This window comes from Nocardioides xinjiangensis, assembly GCF_017916455.1.
Lineage (GTDB): Bacteria > Actinomycetota > Actinomycetes > Propionibacteriales > Nocardioidaceae > Nocardioides > Nocardioides xinjiangensis.
Genome location: NZ_JAFMSY010000002.1, coordinates 18569 through 35383 on the forward strand (window position 1 = coordinate 18569; position 16815 = coordinate 35383).

Below are 16815 nucleotides of genomic sequence, written 5' to 3' on the forward strand. Positions count from 1 at the left end.
ACTGGGACGTAGCGTGCGAGGAGACGACCGCTCTCCGGGGGTGACAGGCATGCGCGACGAGCAGGACGACCGCCAGCACGACGAGCAGGACGAGGTCTACGAGCACGACGAAGCGCGCGACCCCGACGAGGCCTACGACGGCGCCGGTGCGGACCCAGCCGGAGCGACGTCGTCCGACGAGTGGCGCGACGGCGACACGGCAGAGGACGGCTGGACTACTCCAGCCGGCGGCACGAGCCGCGGGGCACTCGTCGCTGCGGGTCTCGTCGGCGTGGCCACCACCGTGGCCCTGGTGCTGATCTGGAGCGCCCTCACCGGAGGAAGCGACGACCCGGCGCCGACCGCGGACGCCGAGTCCGTGTCGGCGGAGGTCCAGGGAGAGGCTGAGGCGACCGATCCGACCGTCCGCACCGTCGCTACCCGGCTCTCGCGCTGCGTCAGTGCCGAGCAGTCGCTTCGCAACCCCCTCGAGGCGGCCCAGCCCGCGCTCGACCAGTGGGCCGTGCACGTCGGGGCGATGAACAAGCTGGTGCTCGGCGAGATCACCCTGCAGCAGGCTACGGAGTTCTGGGAGAGGACGCGGCTCGGCGCCCAACGACGCGTGCGAGCGTTCGACGCCGCCGTGGCAGAGGCGCGCCAAGAAGGCGTCGACTGCCCGACTCCCGGACTGCTGGCCCCCGGCGCCGAGGAGCTCCCGGGGTGTGCGCGGGACGTGCAGGCGGCGATGGACGCCCTCACCGCGGCCCAGGTGTCGGTCGGCACGTGGAGGGAGCACATCCACCACATGGACATGCTGCGCCTGGGCCAGCTGACCCCGGAGGAGGCCACCAGCATGTGGCTGGACAGTTGGGAGCGGGGAGTGCGGGACCTCGACGCCTACGAGGCGGCCGTCGCGCGGGCGCTGCGGCTCGACGGGTGCACCCGGGTCAGCTGACCGACTGCACCCCGCGGCGGCCCTCGGGGCCAGTCGTCTCGCGCGCGCACGTACCCGGCGCCGCCGCAGTGCGGTGTTCGCCGCTGCGCTGCGCTGCGCGTGCGGCGCTGCGCCCAGGTCCGGCCGGCCGTCGGGGCGGGACGAGAGGTGTGCGCCCACTCGGCCGCGCGCCCTGGAGCTGGCGCGAAATCGGTCGCGGAACTGTCGACGTGTCGACAAAGCCGGCGGCCCTCGGCATGGTCCAATCGGTGCCTGGAATCGATGCGTGCGCGAGCGCGAAGGAGCTGACACATGAGCGGTGCGGGACTCCCCGGTCCGGACGGCGGCAGCGCCCACGAGATGCCACCCCTCGTGCGACCACCGCAGCCGGATCCAGCCGCCCAGCCCCGCCCGACGCCTCGAGACGAGCACACCGTGACCCAGCCGATCCCCTTCGAACGCCCCCTCGAGAGCCCGTCCGCCGGCCCTGCCGCCGACGTCGCGCTCGGCCCGACCGGGCGGCCGATGCCGGTCTTCCCCGAGCCGGGCCCGGTGGCCGAGCACGGACGCGCGCGGGTGATCGCGATGTGCAACCAGAAGGGCGGCGTGGGCAAGACCACGACCACCATCAACCTCGGTGCCTCGCTGGCCGAGTTCGGACGGAGGGTGCTGCTCGTCGACTTCGACCCGCAGGGGTCGCTGTCGGTCGGCCTCGGCCTGAACCCGCACGATATGGACCTGACCATCTACAACCTGCTCATGGACCGCGAGGTCACCCTCGACGACGTCGTGGTGCCGTCCGGGATCCCGGGCATGGACCTGCTGCCCTCCAACATCGACCTCTCGGCCGCCGAGGTGCAGCTGGTGCACGAGGTGGCCCGCGAGCAGACCCTCCAGCGGGTGCTGGCGCCGGCGCTGGACCGGTACGACGTCGTCCTCATCGACTGCCAGCCCTCGCTGGGCCTGCTCACGGTCAACGCGCTGACCGCCTCCGACGGGGTCATCGTCCCGCTGGAGTGCGAGTACTTCGCCCTGCGTGGCGTGGCGCTGCTCAAGACGACCATCGACAAGGTCCGCGAGCGGCTCAACCCGAAGCTCGAGATCGACGGCGTGCTCGGGACGATGTTCGACGGACGGACGCTCCACAGCCGTGAGGTCATGGAGCGCCTCGTGTCCGCCTGGGGCGACAAGGTGTTCCACACCGTCATCCGCCGGACGGTCAAGTTCTCCGACGCGACGGTCGCGGGCGAGCCGATCACGTCGTACGCCTCGTCCTCGACCGGCGCCGAGGCGTACCGCCAGCTCGCCAAGGAGGTGTTGACCCGATGGCCCGCCGAGTGAGCATGCCGGCCGCGGACGACCTGTTCCGGCCAACCGTCGACCCGACCGACGCCGGCGGCGGCAGCGACGCCTCGGGCGCGGCCGGTGCGGCCGGCGCGAGCGAGGCCGGGTCGTCGGCCGGCGGGCAGCGATCGCGGCGGGTGCGCGCGGTCGCCGACGCCGCTGAGCCTGCCGGGCCCCGCAGGCCGAGCGGCCGGGTCCGCCACGACGAGAAGATGACGGTCTACGTCACCTCCGACGAGCTCCTCGACATCGAGCACGCCCGGCTGACCCTGCGTCGCTCGCACGGCCTGGCCGTCGACCGGGGCAGGCTGGTGCGCGAGGCGCTGGCCCTCGTGCTGGCCGACCTGGAGACCCGCGGCGCGGACAGCGCGCTGGTGCAGCGGCTGCTCGACGAGTGAGCCCCGCACCCCGACTCGTCACCGGTCCCGCCGACGCCCCGCTCGAACCGGGCAGCGACGCTCCGGCGTTCGCCGTGCGCCTGGACAACTTCGAGGGACCGTTCGACCTGCTGCTCGGGCTCATCGCCAAGCACAAGCTCGACATCACCGAGGTGGCGCTGTCGCAGGTCACCGACGAGTTCATCGCGCACGTGAAGAACCTCGGCAACGCCTGGGACCTCGAGCAGACCACGTCGTTCCTCGTCGTCGCAGCGACGCTGCTCGACCTCAAGGCCGCCCGCCTGCTGCCCCAGGGCGACGTCGAGGACGAGGAGGACCTCGCACTGCTGGAGGCGCGCGACCTGCTGTTCGCCCGGCTCCTGCAGTACCGGGCCTTCAAGCAGGTGGCCTCGGTGCTGGAGGAGCGGCTCGCGGCGGAGTCGCGGCGCCACGCCCGCGCGGTCGGTCTCGAGGAGCGCTTCGCCTCGCTCCTGCCGGAGGTGCTGATCGGCATCGGCCTCGAGCAGTTCGCGCAGCTGGCGGCGAAGGCGATGGAGCCCAAGCCGATGCTCGAGGTGTCGCTGCAGCACATCCACGCCGCCAGGGTCAGCGTCCGCGAGCAGGCCCAGCTCGTGGTCGACCGGCTGCGCCGCGGCGGCACGATGACGTTCCGCGCCCTGTGTGGGGACTCACCCGACCGGCTCACCACGGTCGCGCGCTTCCTCTCGCTGCTCGAGCTCTTCCGCGAAGGTGCCGTGTCCTTCGACCAGGTGACCCCGCTGGGGGAGCTGACGGTGCGCTGGACCGGCGCCGAGGAGGGCGACGTCGAGATCACCGACGAGTTCGACGGCGCGGCGCCGGAGGACGAAGATGGACAGGCACGTACGCCGCCGGCGACCGCCGGCGAGCCCGAGGAGGACCAGTGACCGAGCAGCCCGACCCGTCCCGCGAGGCCGAGGTCGACGCACCGCTGGCGCACGAGGACGCCGACCAGCACATCGACACCCTGGCCGTCGCCGTGGTCGAGCTGCGTCCTGCCCTCGAGGCGATCCTCATGGTCTCCGACGAGCCCCTCAGCACCGTCCGGCTGGCCTCGGTCGTGGGGCACCCGGTGGACGAGGTCGCGGCAGCGCTGGAGGCGCTCGCCGCGGAGTACACCGCGCAGGGCCGCGGGTTCGACCTGCGTGCGGTGGCCGGGGGCTGGCGCTTCTACTCCCGCCCCGAGCTCGCCGGGGTCGTGGAGGCCTTCGTCCTCGACGGCCAGCAGGCCCGCCTCACCCAGGCGGCGCTCGAGACGCTGTCCGTCGTCGCCTACAAGCAGCCCGTCTCCCGGGCGCGGGTGTCCGCGATCCGCGGCGTGAACGTCGACGGCGTCATGCGCACGCTGCTGAGCCGCGGGCTGGTGGAGGAGGCCGGCCAGGACGAGCAGAGCGGGGCGAACCTGTACCGGACGACGTCGTACTTCCTCGAGCGCATCGGGATCACCTCCCTCGAGGAGCTGCCCGAGCTGGCGCCGTACCTCCCCGACATGGACGACCTCGAGGACGAGCTCGCGAGCGTCGCGGCCCTCGACGCGCCCGCAGCCACCGAGCCGGTGCCCGGGCGCGCCCGCGCCGAAGCTCCGTCGTCGTCCCCGGCGGCGCCGACCCGGGACGGACACCACCCGTCCCCGCACAGCGGTGCCGGCACCGAGCCCGACGGCGGGACGGAGATCGCATGAGGCCCCACGACGCACCCGACAACGACCAGCCGGCCTCGCAGCGTCCGGACACCGACGATGACGGGCTCATCCGCCTGCAGAAGCTCCTCGCCCAGTCCGGCGTCGCGAGCCGCCGCAAGTGCGAGGAGCTGATGCTCGACGGCCTCGTCGAGGTGGACGGCGAGGTCGTCACCCGGCTCGGCACCAAGGTCGACCCGCGCACCGCCGTGATCCGGGTCGACGGCAAGCGGCTGCCGCCGATCAGCGACAAGGTCTACCTCGTGCTCAACAAGCCGCGCGGGGTGGTCTCGACGATGTCGGACCCCGAGGGGCGGCGCACGCTGGGCGACCTGGTCGCCGACCGGCCCGAGCGGCTCTTCCACGTCGGTCGCCTCGACACCGACACCGAGGGCCTCATCATCCTCACCAACGACGGCGACTTCGCCCAGCACCTCGCTCACCCCTCGCACGAGGTGGACAAGACGTACGTCGCCGAGGTCGAGGGCGAGGTGCACGTGCGCACCGTCCGCCAGCTCCTCGCCGGCGTCACGCTCGACGACGGTCCGGTCACGGTGACCCACGCGCGCGTCGTCGGGGGCGACCCGCGCCGCGAGGGCAGCCAGCGCTCCATCGTCGAGCTCACCATCCACGAGGGGCGCAACCGGATCGTGCGACGTCTGCTGGCCCACGTGGGGCACCCGGTCCGTCGGCTGACCCGCACGCAGATCGGTCCGATCACCCTCGCCCGGCTGCGCTCGGGGGAGATGCGCGAGCTCACGGTCGCCGAGCTCGGCGAGCTGATGGACAGCGCGCGGCTCTGAGCCGGCGAGCCCGTAGGCTCGTGGCCGTGGCAGTGAGGGCAGTGCGCGGGGCGACCCAGCTCGAGGTGGACACCCGCGAGCACATGTTGGACCGGGTGGCGGAGCTGGTCACCGACGTGATGGAGGCCAACGGCCTCGAGGTCGACGACTTCATCTCGATCATCTTCACCGCGACCAGCGACCTGACCAGCGAGTTCCCCGCGTACGCTGCGCGCCAGCTCGGCTTCTCCGACGTCCCTCTGGTCTGCGCCCGCGAGCTGGAGATCGAGGGGTCCATGCCGCGCGTCGTGCGGTTGATGGCGCACGTCGAGACCGACCTCGCGCGCTCGGACATCACCCACGCCTACCTCCACGGCGCCGCCAACCTGCGCCGGGACCTCGCGCGGACGACCAGCCATGACTGAGGATGACCTGCCCGCGCTCGTCGGGCCGGTCGAGGTCGTCGGCGCCGGCCTGATCGGCACGTCGATCGCGCTGGTCTGCAGCCGCCTCGGCATGGAGGTCGTGCTGCGCGACACCTCCGCCGAGAACGTGCGCACCGCCCACGGGCTCGGTGCCGGCCGGGCGGTGGCGTCGACCGACCGGCCGCAGCTCGTCGTCGTGGCCGTGCCGCCCGCGGCCGTGGCCGACGCCGTCGTCGACGCGCTCGGCCGCACCGACGCGGTCGTCACCGACGTCGGCAGCGTCAAGGCGGCCCCGCTCGCGGCGGTGTCCGCCCGGGTCGGCCCGACGGAGCTCGTCCGGTACGTCGGGTCCCACCCCATGGCGGGCAGCGAGCGCTCCGGCCCGCTGGCTGCCAGCGCCGCGCTGTTCGACGGGCGTCCGTGGGCGATCACCCCGCACCCGTCGTCGTCGCCCGACGCGGTGGGGCTGGTCGAGGCGCTCGTGCTCGAGTGCGGCGCCGCGCCGCTGCGGATGGACCCCGCCGAGCACGACCGGGCGGTGGCCCGCACCTCCCACCTGCCGCACCTCGCCGCGGTGCTGGTCGCCGGTCGCCTCGCAGCGGCACCGGCCGAGCACCTCGCGTTGTCGGGGCAGGGCGTGCGCGACGTCACGCGCGTGGCCGCCAGCGACCCGGCGCTGTGGCAGCAGATCCTGGGTGCCAACAGCGAGGCCGTGCTCGACCTGCTGGGCGAGGTGCGCTCGGACCTCGACGCCCTGATGGCGGCTGTGGCCGCGGGCGCGGGGACCGGCCTCGTCGAGATCCTCACCCGGGGCAACGCCGGCACCGCGGCGATCCCTGGCAAGCACGGCGGCCCCGCCCGGCCGACCCGGTCGGTCTTCGTGGCCGTCCCGGACCACCCCGGGGAGCTGGCGCGCCTCTTCGGCGACGCCGGCGAGATCGGCGTCAACATCGAGGACGTGCGCATCGACCACGACCCGGCACGTCCGGTGGGCCTGACCGAGCTGGTCGTCGAGCGGGGGAGCGCGGAGCGGCTGCTGGCGGCGCTGGAGTCCCGCGGGTGGACGACCCACCGGTAATCTTCTCGCCCGTGACCCACGCCGACACCCCGTCCCTCGTCATCGCCGTCGACGGCACGTCCGGCTCCGGCAAGTCGAGCACCTCGCGAGGGGTCGCCGAGCGCCTCGGCCTGCGCTACCTCGACACCGGCGCCATGTTCCGGGCGCTCACCTGGTGGCTGCTGCGCGAGGGCGTCGACGTCCGCGACGAGGCGGCGGTCGCCGCCGTCGCGCACCGGCCGGCGATCGAGTCCGGCACCGACCCGCTCGCCCCGACCATCACCGTGGACGGCGAGGACGTGTCGGTGGCCATCCGCGGGGAGGACGTGACGGCAGCCGTGAGCCCCGTGAGCGTCGTCCCCGAGGTGCGGGCCCGCCTGCTCGCCCTCCAGCGCGAGGTCATCGGTGACGGCGGCATCGTCGTCGAGGGTCGCGACATCGGCTCGGTGGTGTGGCCCCAGGCCGAGGTGAAGGTGTACCTGAGCGCCGACCCCGACGCGCGCGCCCAGCGGCGTACGGCCGAGCAGGGCGGCACCGACGTCGCCAGCACGCAGCAGTCGCTCCTCGAGCGCGACCGGATCGACTCCGGCCGGGCGACGGCGCCGCTGACGGTGGCCGAGGGCGCCGTGCACGTCGACAGCACCCACCTGACGCTCGCGGAGGTCATCGACCGCATCGTCGGCCTCGCGTCGGAGGCTGGCCGGGCGTGACGCGTGCGGAGCTCCCGGCGAGCGCCGACGCGCACCCGCCGACCCGCCCGCTCCGCGCGGTCCGGCCCGTGGGCGCCTGGCTGGTCCGCCGGCTCTGGCGGGTGCAGGTGCACCACGCGGAACGGTTGCCGGCGACGGGCGGGGTGATCCTGGCCGCCAACCACCTCGGCGTCGTGGACGGCCCCCTCCTCGCGGTCGTCGCGCCGCGAGCGGTGCACGCGCTGACCAAGGCGGAGATGTTCGCCGGACCGCTCGCCGGCCTCCTGCGGCGCACGGGGCAGATCCCGCTGGACCGGTTCCACCCCGACCCGGGTGCGGTCCGCTCGTCGCTGCGCGTGCTCCGCGACGGGGGAGTGCTGGGCATCTTCCCCGAGGGCAGGCGCGGCGACGGCGAGCTGCACCGGTTCCACCACGGTGCGGCCTACCTGGCCCTGGTCACCGGCGCGCCGGTCGTGCCGGTGACGCTGGTCGGCACCCGCCCGCCGGGCGGGGGTCTCGGCGCGCTCCCGCCTCGCGGCGCGCAGATCGACGTGGTCGTCGGTGAGCCGTGGCGGACGACACAGCAGCCCTGGCCGCGCACGCGGGAACACGTCGCCGCCACCTCGGTGTTGCTCAAGGGGCACATGCTGTCCGAGCTGGCCCGAGCGCTGGCCGACACGCGCCGATCCTTGCCCGGGCCCCTTCCTGCGGGACAATCCCAGGACGACCCCGACACCGGGCTCGTCGAGCCTTCCAGAGAGCTGTGAGCACCATGACTGAGCACGACGCCGCACGCGTCGAGTCGCCGTCCGCCGGCGGTCCCGCCGGCGCCGAGGACCCGACCGGCCCGACCCCCGTCCTGGCGGTCGTCGGCCGGCCCAACGTCGGCAAGTCCACGCTGGTCAACCGGATCATCGGACGCCGCGAGGCGGTCGTCGAGGACCGGCCCGGCGTCACCCGCGACCGCGTCTCCTACGACGCCAACTGGAACGGCCGGGCCTTCACCGTCGTCGACACCGGCGGCTGGGACCCCGACGCCCGCGGACTCGCCGAGCGCATCGCCGCCCAGGCCGAGGTCGCCGTCTCGCTCGCCGACGCGGTGCTGTTCGTGGTGGACGCGACCGTCGGGATCACCGACTCCGACGAGGCGGTCGTCCGCATCCTGCGCAAGTCCGGCAAGCCGGTCGTCCTGGCCGCCAACAAGGTCGACGACCAGCGCACCGAGGCCGAGGCCCACGGCTTGTGGAACCTCGGGCTCGGGGAGCCGTTCGCGGTGTCCGCGCTGCACGGCCGGGGCTCCGGCGACATGCTCGACGCGATCCTCGAGGCCCTGCCCGAGACGCCTGCGGAGAGCTTCGACGAGGTCGGGGGACCGCGCCGCATCGCGATCGTGGGCAAGCCCAACGTGGGCAAGTCGTCCCTGCTGAACATGCTGGCCAAGGAGGACCGGGTCGTCGTCGACAACGCAGCCGGCACCACCGTGGACCCGGTCGACGAGCTGATCACCCTCGGCGACCGCACCTGGCGCTTCATCGACACCGCGGGGATCCGCAAGCGGGTCAACCAGGCGTCGGGCCACGAGTACTACGCCTCGCTGCGGACCACCACCGCGATCGACCGGGCCGAGGTCGCCGTCCTGGTGCTCGACGCCAGCCAGACCGTCTCCGAGCAGGACATGCGGATCATCCAGACCATCCGCGACGCCGGCCGCGCGATGGTCATCGCCTTCAACAAGTGGGACCTCGTCGACGAGGAGCGCCGCTACTACCTCGAGCGCGAGATCGAGCGTGACCTCGTGCAGGTGCGGTGGGCGCCGCGCATCAACTTCACCGCCCGGACCGGCTGGCACGTGGACCGGCTGGTGCCGGCCATCGACAAGGCCCTCGAAGGCTGGGAGACCCGCGTCGGCACCGGTGCGCTGAACACCTTCCTCGGCCGCCTCGTCTCGGAGCACCCGCACCCCGTGCGCAGCGGCAAGCAGCCCAAGATCCTGTTCGCCACCCAGCCGTCGACGGCTCCGCCGACCTTCGTGCTGTTCACGACCGGCAAGCTCGACGCCGCCTACGAGCGCTTCATCGAGCGGAGGCTGCGCGAGGAGTTCGGCTTCGTCGGCACCCCGATCGTCATCCAGCAGAAGCCGCGCGAGAAGCGCAAGCGCTGACCGTCGCGGCCCGCCGCGTCAGGGCGTGAGCCCCTCGGCCCGCAGCCAGTCGGCCGGGTCGACGGGGCTGCCGCCCGCGGGTCGTACCTCGAGGTGCAGGTGCGGCCCGGTGGAGTTGCCGCTCGAGCCGACGCTGCCGATCACGTCGGCGACCGCGACGGACTGGCCGGTCGTGACGGTGGCGTCGCTCTGGTGGCAGTACCAGATCTCGGTGCCGTCGGGGAGCGTGACGATCGTCCGCAGCCCGTACGGCCCGGCGTCGGCCACCTCGGTGACCACGCCGGCGGCCACCGCGACGATCGGCTCGCCCGCCGCCGCGCCGAAGTCCTGGCCCCCGTGCTCGGCCTCCCACAGCGGGCCGGTCAGGCCGAAGCCCGCCGACAGCCGGTACGACGCCAGGGGCAGCACCGTGCGCGCCCGGTCGGGGTCACCGGTGTAGCCGTAGGTGGCGAGGACGGCCTGCCGCCCGACGAGCGCCCGGTCGTGTGCGTCGGCGCGGCGGTTGAGCGCGAGGAGCGTGCGCTGCCGCTCACTCAGCTGCAGCGCGAGCCGGACGGCCTCCGCGGTCCGCGCGTCCTCACGTACGGCGACCTCGGGCGCGGCGTCGGCGCGCGGCGCGGTCGCTCCGAGCCCGGCAGCAGCCGCGATGACGGCCGCCACCAGGCCCGCTCGGTGCGGCATCGGTGACACGTCCACCCCCACAGGTCGATGACCCATCGTGGGGCGGTGGGCGGTTGCGGCGGCGGCGAACGGCTGCAAATGGCCCGCTCGGACTACCGCGACCGGCCCGTCGGGACCCGCCGACCGGCGGCATCGCGTCCGCGGGCGGGTCGATTCCGTGCCCGTGCCGGGCCTGCGGTAGTGTTCCCCTCGCTCCGCGGGCCTCGTGCCGGGGGCACTCGGGCTGTGGCGCAGCTTGGTAGCGCACTTGACTGGGGGTCAAGGGGTCGCAGGTTCAAATCCTGTCAGCCCGACCGAGAGAACGCCCCTGACCTGCGGAAGGCGGGTCAGGGGCTTCTCGTTCCCGGCCCTTGTGTCGTCGCGGCGGGCTCGTGGCAGCAGAGCGGACGATGAGCCGTTCGCGCCTGAGGTCGCTTGCCTACTCGTATCCGTACCGGGCGAGAAGCGGCTGCTGCAGCTGGGTGACGCGCGACACCACGCCGTCGTCCATCGCGGAGAGCCAGGTCTTGTTGCGGTCCGGGAACTGCAACCTGTCCAGCTCGTCCCGCCAGACCGAGCTGACTGGCAGGTCACCGAAGTCGGCAACGCGTCCGAGGACGGCCAGCGGGTCGGCCATCATGTCCTCGTACCGCAGTTCCATGCGTTGCTCGCTCGGCACATGGGAGAGACCGTCCTCTACTGCGCGAACCTCTTCCACCCAGTGCCGGGCGCACAACGTCCAGGGATCCCCGCCGTGCTCGGCCCACGCTCGCGGCGTCGTCCGTTGCCACCACACCTCGGAGTCGAGCCACCAGTCCACACGTGACAAGGAGTGGGCAACCGCCCTGCCGTCGCGCACCAGGTACACGAACTTGGCCGACTCAAAGGCACTGGCGAGCAGCGGGATGCGCAAGTTGTGCGCGATCCGCTTGCTGATGAGCACCCGCCCACCCGCTGCGGTGCTGACCACGTGGAACGTGCGCCGCAGTCGGTCCAGGTCCGGGGTACTGCCTGGCAGACAGCCGCCGGGTACAGCGTCGATCCCGCAGCGGGTGAAGACTGGCTCTCCCTCCACCGGCGCGGGAAACGCGCGACGCACCGCCGACCTCGGGCTGCCGTACACGTAGGCGTTCGTGCCGTCCCCGAACCACGCCTCCCGGCGCATCGTCGGCAGGATCGGCGGAATGCGGTTGAGCACACCGAGTGCAGGCAGGGCGGGGAAGCGACGAACCCAGTTCGACAGGTACGCCACGTCCGGGTGGAGGCACAGTGCCTTGTAGAGCAGTGACGTGCCTGACCGAGGTGGTCCCACGATGAAGAGGGTCTCGACCACGTCATCCGCCCACACTCAGGTGAACAGCACGGCGCGAGGTCGCCGGCTCACGGACGAGCTCGAGGTAGATCTCGCGCATCTGTCGGGCGGCCGTGTCCCAGCAGTAGTCGGCGAGCACGCGTTCGCGAAGCCGCGCCGCGGCCGCACGCTCCGCCTGGCCGCCCGCCAGCACCCGCAGGAGTGCTGCGGCCAAGGCCTCCTCGTCCCCAGTGCGGAACAGCCGGTAACCCGCCTGCTCGCCGGCGATCTCCCGGTTCGGCGCGATGTCGCTGGCGACGACGGGCAGGCCATAGGAGACCGCCTCGAGCAGGGTGAGCGCCATGCCCTCGAGGTTCGAGGGGAGGACGAAGGCTGCGGCGTTCGAGTACAGCTCCGCCAGCCGGTCGCCGTAGACATACCCGGAAAGCACCACCCGCTGGTCCCGCCGGGCGAGTCGGTGGAGCGAGGCGACGTAGTCGTCGGTGAACGAGGAGCCTCCGGCGATCACGAGCCGCAGGCCGCCCGGGACACGTCGGTACGCGCGGATCAGGAGATCCGCGGCCTTCTCCGGCACGAGCCGTCCGACGAAGAGCAGGTATCCTCCGGGCCGGAGCCCGTACTGCGCCAGAGCAGCACCCGACGGGCAGGGTGACCGGGGTACGACGCCGTTCGGCACGTACACGGCCTCCCTGCCGAACTCGTGCGCGTAGTGCTCGACGAGCGCGTGTGACACCGCGACGGTCACGTCCGGCACGCGTGCGCTCATCCAGTGCGCGGCGCCCAGAGCAGCACGTGCCGCCCCGCTCCACTTCGACCGTTCGTTGTCCAGCCCATGCACCGTCAGCACGACCCCCGCGCGAGACAGCATCCGCGGTGCCGGCGCGAGGAGGCCCGGCCCGAGAGCGTGGTAGTGCACGATGTCGGCGTGCATGTGCATCGCCGCGGCAGTCGATGCCGCGCTGTGCGTGATGGCGTCCAGGTGCTTGGTCCCGAGCGCAGCCACAGGACGCAGGTGCATGCCACGGTAGGTCCCGTCCGTGGCAACGCCGTCGACCCCGCCTCCATGCCCGTCGCCCCAACGTCCCGTGTAGCTGGAGCGGCAGTAGACGGTGACGTCGTCACCCAGGTCGGCGAGGCGGGCACCGATCTCCTCGACATGTCGCTCCACGCCGCCATGCGTCGCGGGGAGGCCCTTCTGTCCGATCATCGCTATCCGCAGCGGACGTTCCCCGTCACTCGTCGGCCGGCGACGCCGCTGCAGAGCCGGGAAGCTGCCGTTGCGCGGGTTGACAATCATCAGACCTCCTCTCGCCGGATAGGAGCAGGCCGAACTCCGCTCAGATACGGCGTATCTGACCGCCGTTTCGCGGCCTCTTCTCCTTGAGGGACACGTGTGCGAGCCTTGAAGAGGGAGAATTGTGGAGATCGTCGACTACCTGCGGATCGCGAGGCGCAATCTGTGGGTCCTGGCGGGAGTTCCGCTCCTGGCGTCAGAGCTCGCCCTCGCCTACGTCCTGGTGACCCCTCGGCCGTCCGTCGCCGCCGTCCACGTGTCGGCGCCGTCGTTGATGGGCAGCCAGTACGGCACGTACCCAGCGCAGGGGGCAAGCCAGTTCGCAGGCAACTTCGTCGCGCTGGCGTCCTCACCCGAGGTGCAGGACGCCGTGGCGGAGGAGACGGACGTGAGCGTGGGGGACCTACAGGACGGGCTGAGCATGGAGCAGGTGGGCTCCAGCTCCGTGGTCGCGCTCACCTACACCAACAGTGACTCGTCCACGACAGGTCTGGTTGCGGCCGCAGTGGCGAGGCAGACGCTGACGGCCATGTTCGGCAGCCAGGTCCCATCCGCCCAAGCTGCCGTCGACGCGGCCAAGGACTCGGTGCACGACGCGAACGCCGCCCTCGCCGCGTTCGCCGGGAAGCACGGCAACCTGCCCCTCTCCGAGCAGTACGAGACGCTGACGGCGCAGATCACGGCGCTCGAGAACGACGAGGCGCGATACGCGGCCGAGGGTCTGGCCGGAAGCGCGGACGTGCTCTCCCAGAAGCTCACCAAGCTCAGGAGCAGGGCTGCCCAGCTGGCGCCCCTCACCACCGAGCAGGCGGACCTGCTCGCCCAGCAGCAGGCCGCCATGGGCGCTCTCACGACGAGCCAGCAGGTGCTGGCGCAGGCTCAGGCGCAGCTCGCAGCCGCCGACCCGAACCAGGTGCAGGCGCCGGCTGTCAAGAAGATCCCGCTTGGTCGTCTCATCGTGATGACCGTGCTTCCCGCTGCCGCGGTCGGCGTCTTCCTGGCCATCGCGCTCGTCGCCCTCCTCGAGCTGATCGCCCAGCGGCGTGCCGCGACAACTCGCAACCGCCTGCAGCTGCGCCACGAGTCCCCGGTCGGGGCGCCGGCGGCGGCCGCGGCTGGTGGGCGGACGCCGCGTGGGGACGTGAAGCGCAGGTCTCGTGTCAGTGCGCCCGCGTCGGAGGCGGCCGGCAGGCCGGCGCCGCGTGAGGAGGTGAAGCGCGGGTCTCCGGCGAAGGCGCCGGCGACGGCCGCGGCTGGTGAGCCGGCGCCGCGGGAGGAGGTGAAGCGCGGGTCTCCGGCGAAGGCGCCCGCGACGGCCGCGGCTGGCGCGCCGGCGCCGCGGGAGGACGTGGAGCGCGAGTTCCCGGCGAAGGCGCCCGCGACCGCCGCGGCCGGCGCGCCGACACCGCGTGAGGACGTGAAGCGCAGGCCCACGCCCAAGACGGTCGGGGTGAGCTCGGCTCGCAGGCCGATGCCGCCGGATCGTCCGAGAGCAGCGAAGTGAGCGACACGACACTGCCGCTGAGCGGGGGTCGCGTTTCGGTGACGGTCGCCACCACGGCCGCAGCCGTGTGTTGCGGCATCGCCGCGGCACTCACTGCTGTTGGCATCGCAGGTCGATCGACGCTCCTCGCGTTGGTGCCCGTCGTCGTCTGCGCGGGGATCATCATCGGCGCGATAGCGCTCGCCCGGTTCGCGGTGTTCGTGCTGCTGATGCTCCTGATCCGCGCCAGCATCGACGCGTTCCAACTCTCGCCGGGCGCCGGCTCGCGGCTGTTGACCCCGTCGACGATCGTGGGGGTCTTCTTCATCGCCGCGGCCGCACTGTGGCTCGTCGTGGCCTACAGGCAACGGGGCGGGTTGCCGGGTTCGCGACTGCGTACAGCGCTGGTGGCGCTGGTGTGCGTGAGCCTCGTCAGCGTCCCAGGTGCCGTGAATCCGCAGATGAGCCTGACCAGCGTCATGCGGCTGCTTGCCATCGTGCTGATGTTCGCCGTGCTCGAGCAGCTCATGGTCGATCCGAGGATGATGCGTCGCGCTCTGGTGGTCGTCTTCTGCTCAGCGATCTTCCCGATCGCCTACACGGTCGCCGGTCATGTGACCGGCAACCCGCCCGTCGAGGTCAAGGGAGACGTCACGAGACTCGTCGGTACGTTCGCGCAGTCGAACGCGTTCGGCGCCTACCTGATGCTGCTGATCATCATGGGCGTCGCCGTCTTCTCGCACACACCGGGCCGGATCCGAGCCGGGCTGTCGCTGCTGCTCGCCGCGTGCGCGGTCTGCCTCGTCCTCACCTACACCCTCGCCGCGCTGCTGGGCGTGCTCTTCGGGCTCATCGTGGTGGGGATCAGGCAGAGCAGACGGCTGCTGCTCTGGGTGGGGACGGTCCTCGGGCTCGCCGTCATGATCGTACCCACGCTGTCCGACCGGCTGGGCGCCGTCGCGGCTTCGTCGACGTACGCCGCGCAGGGGTCGGCCCACGCCGGCAACTCGCTGGCGTGGCGACTGTCGTACTGGTCGGAGATCGCCCATCTCGCGGACAGGAACCCGGCTACCGGCGTCGGGTACGGCATGACGTCGCACCTCACCCAGGAGGGCAAGCAGCCGCACAACGACTACCTGCGCGCCTACGTCGAGACCGGAGTGCTCGGTCTGCTGGTGTACCTCGCCGTCATCGTCCTGCTGATCCGCCTCGGGTTGGGCGCCGTGCGGAAGGCGCCGCCAGGCACGTTGGACCGTGCGATCGCGGTCGGCTACCTCGGCTGTGCGGTGGCCCTGGCCCTCACCAGCGTGGCCTCCAACAAGATCAACGGTGTCGCCCAGCTGTGGTACTTCGTCACGTTCGCCGCCGCGGCGAGTGCGGTGCTCCGCCGAGGGCCCAGCGCACCGACGCCGGAGCACGAGGCGACCGCACGGGAGGTCTAGGTGCGGGGAAGGACGAGGAGCGAGCGCGAGTCGGCGTACGGACCGGCCCATGAGGCGATGTCGGCAGCCGCCCGTCGAGGCCTGCTGGAAGCGCTCGCGGTCGTGCTCTGGCTGGCGTTGATCTCCGGCTGCACCGCGGCCCGGGAACCCGCGGGCGCGCCCACCCGCTCGGACGGGACGCTGAAGCCGATGGGAGCCGGGCTCTACTTCACCGGGGAGCCGCAACCGGGCTTCGACGCGATCGATCACTCAGTGGTCGGCGGCGCCTGGGCCGACTTCGAGCCCCTGCCGGGGGAGTTCTCCGGGCCCGGATGGGACCGCGTCGATGCCGCACTGCGCGAGCGGCCCGACCATGCGTTCCGGCTGCGCATCCTCGCGGGCCGGATGGCGCCGGAGTGGGCCACGGAGCTCGGCGGCGGCTGCGTCGAAATCGAGGCGCCCAGCAGCCAGATCGCCGCGTGCGTCCCCCGCTTCTGGACCGACGAGTTCCTGGCGGCGTACGAGCGACTGATGGCGGAGGTGGCCCGCCGGTACGACGACGATCCCCGGATCCTGGACGTCGTCAACTCGGCCTGCACGACGACATGGGCCGAGCCGTTCATCAGGAGCGGCCACAACCCGGCCGCCAACAAGGCACTCTGGGACGCAGGGCTCAACCCGGAGAGCGATCAGGCGTGCTTGGAGCGGAGCGTGGAGATCATGGACGCGGCGTTCACCTCGACCAGGATCTCCCTTGCCACGCATGGGGTGTGGCAACTGGTGGTCGGTCCGGACGGCGCTCCATCGGGGATGCAACCGTCGTGGGCGAAGCAGCGTGCTCTGCTCGAGCAGCTGCGATCGCGCTACGGCGCCAAGCTCGTGCTCCAGAACAACGGCCTGGGCGGCGACGAAGGCTGTTCGGACGGTGGACCGCTCGCCGGGACCAGCCCGATGTGGTGCTGGATGGCCTCGCTGCCTCCGCCGAAGGGCTTTCAGACCGAGGGCGGGCTCAAACTCCGAGCGCGCGGGTTCGTGGTCCACGACGCCGTGCGGCGTGCAGTCGACATGGGCGCGTGCTTCGTCGAGCACGACGAGTTCGGCGACGACCCGGCGGCCGCGGCAGAGTTCGACCTCCAGCTCAAGGCGAACTGCCCCGAGCCACCGTGAGCGCGGGCGCGTA

17 protein-coding genes and 1 tRNA gene are annotated in these 16815 nt (G+C 72.4%); 15 read left to right on the forward strand and 3 right to left on the reverse strand.

Annotation, left to right across the window (positions count from 1 at the left end; all coding sequences use genetic code 11):
- Positions 1-49 precede the first annotated feature (49 nt).
- From J3P38_RS11065 to der, 11 genes are all read left to right on the forward strand, one after another.
- Complete coding sequence (locus J3P38_RS11065) at positions 50-934, forward strand: hypothetical protein (RefSeq protein WP_210503701.1); 885 nt, start codon at positions 50-52, stop codon at positions 932-934.
- Positions 935-1273: 339 nt separating this feature from the next.
- Positions 1274-2254, forward strand: coding sequence for a ParA family protein (locus J3P38_RS11070; protein WP_210504018.1), 981 nt, complete (start codon positions 1274-1276; stop codon positions 2252-2254).
- Positions 2239-2655 (forward strand): hypothetical protein, encoded by a 417-nt coding sequence (locus J3P38_RS11075; RefSeq protein ID WP_210440858.1) that lies wholly within the window; start codon positions 2239-2241, stop codon positions 2653-2655. Before J3P38_RS11070 ends, J3P38_RS11075 begins: the two co-directional genes overlap by 16 nt.
- A complete protein-coding gene (locus tag J3P38_RS11080; RefSeq protein ID WP_210503702.1) occupies positions 2652-3560 on the forward strand; it encodes a segregation/condensation protein A in 909 nt (302 codons plus the stop codon). The genes J3P38_RS11075 and J3P38_RS11080 overlap by 4 nt, the downstream gene beginning before the upstream one ends.
- Positions 3557-4354, forward strand: a complete 798-nt coding sequence (gene scpB / locus J3P38_RS11085; RefSeq protein WP_307807861.1) for an SMC-Scp complex subunit ScpB — start codon at positions 3557-3559, stop codon at positions 4352-4354. Before J3P38_RS11080 ends, scpB begins: the two co-directional genes overlap by 4 nt.
- Positions 4351-5154, forward strand: a complete 804-nt coding sequence (locus J3P38_RS11090) for a pseudouridine synthase (RefSeq protein ID WP_210503703.1) — start codon at positions 4351-4353, stop codon at positions 5152-5154. Before scpB ends, J3P38_RS11090 begins: the two co-directional genes overlap by 4 nt.
- A 26-nt stretch (positions 5155-5180) precedes the next feature.
- On the forward strand, positions 5181-5558 hold the full coding sequence (aroH, locus tag J3P38_RS11095) for a chorismate mutase (protein WP_210440861.1): 378 nt from the start codon (positions 5181-5183) through the stop codon (positions 5556-5558).
- A complete protein-coding gene (locus J3P38_RS11100) occupies positions 5551-6636 on the forward strand; it encodes a prephenate dehydrogenase (RefSeq protein WP_210503704.1) in 1086 nt (361 codons plus the stop codon). Before aroH ends, J3P38_RS11100 begins: the two co-directional genes overlap by 8 nt.
- Before the next feature lie 11 nt (positions 6637-6647).
- Complete coding sequence (gene cmk, locus J3P38_RS11105) at positions 6648-7325, forward strand: (d)CMP kinase (RefSeq protein WP_210503705.1); 678 nt, start codon at positions 6648-6650, stop codon at positions 7323-7325.
- Positions 7322-8071, forward strand: coding sequence for a lysophospholipid acyltransferase family protein (locus tag J3P38_RS11110; RefSeq protein WP_210503706.1), 750 nt, complete (start codon positions 7322-7324; stop codon positions 8069-8071). Before cmk ends, J3P38_RS11110 begins: the two co-directional genes overlap by 4 nt.
- Positions 8072-8076: 5 nt before the next feature.
- Positions 8077-9465, forward strand: a complete 1389-nt coding sequence (gene der, locus J3P38_RS11115) for a ribosome biogenesis GTPase Der (protein ID WP_210503707.1) — start codon at positions 8077-8079, stop codon at positions 9463-9465.
- A gap of 18 nt (positions 9466-9483) precedes the next feature.
- Here der and J3P38_RS11120 read toward each other — a convergent pair whose 3' ends face one another.
- Positions 9484-10146 carry a M23 family metallopeptidase gene (locus J3P38_RS11120; protein WP_210503708.1) on the reverse strand — a complete coding sequence of 221 codons (663 nt, stop codon included), beginning with the start codon at positions 10144-10146 and terminating at the stop codon, positions 9484-9486.
- Between the two features lie 219 nt (positions 10147-10365).
- Between J3P38_RS11120 and J3P38_RS11125 the strand changes: the two genes are divergently transcribed.
- Positions 10366-10439 (forward strand) — tRNA-Pro (locus J3P38_RS11125).
- A 125-nt stretch (positions 10440-10564) separates the two neighbouring features.
- Here the strand turns inward: J3P38_RS11125 and J3P38_RS11130 are convergent.
- Complete coding sequence (locus tag J3P38_RS11130) at positions 10565-11458, reverse strand: sulfotransferase family protein (protein WP_210440867.1); 894 nt, start codon at positions 11456-11458, stop codon at positions 10565-10567.
- Between the two features lies 1 nt (position 11459).
- Positions 11460-12734 carry a glycosyltransferase family 4 protein gene (locus J3P38_RS11135; RefSeq protein WP_210503709.1) on the reverse strand — a complete coding sequence of 425 codons (1275 nt, stop codon included), beginning with the start codon at positions 12732-12734 and terminating at the stop codon, positions 11460-11462.
- 121 nt (positions 12735-12855) lie between these two features.
- Here J3P38_RS11135 and J3P38_RS11140 point away from each other — a divergent pair, with 121 nt between their 5' ends.
- The 3 genes from J3P38_RS11140 to J3P38_RS11150 are packed head-to-tail and all read left to right on the forward strand — an operon-like array spanning position 12856 to position 16802.
- The gene (locus J3P38_RS11140; RefSeq protein ID WP_210440869.1) at positions 12856-14235 is read left to right on the forward strand and encodes a YveK family protein; all 1380 of its coding nucleotides are present in this window, start codon (positions 12856-12858) and stop codon (positions 14233-14235) included.
- Entirely contained in the window at positions 14232-15656 is a 1425-nt protein-coding gene (locus J3P38_RS18395) for an O-antigen ligase family protein (protein ID WP_210440870.1), read from the forward strand. The genes J3P38_RS11140 and J3P38_RS18395 overlap by 4 nt, the downstream gene beginning before the upstream one ends.
- 57 nt (positions 15657-15713) lie before the next feature.
- Positions 15714-16802: a glycoside hydrolase 5 family protein gene (locus J3P38_RS11150; RefSeq protein ID WP_210440871.1), complete on the forward strand. Its 1089-nt coding sequence runs from the start codon at positions 15714-15716 to the stop codon at positions 16800-16802.
- The last annotated feature ends 13 nt before the right edge of the window (positions 16803-16815 follow it).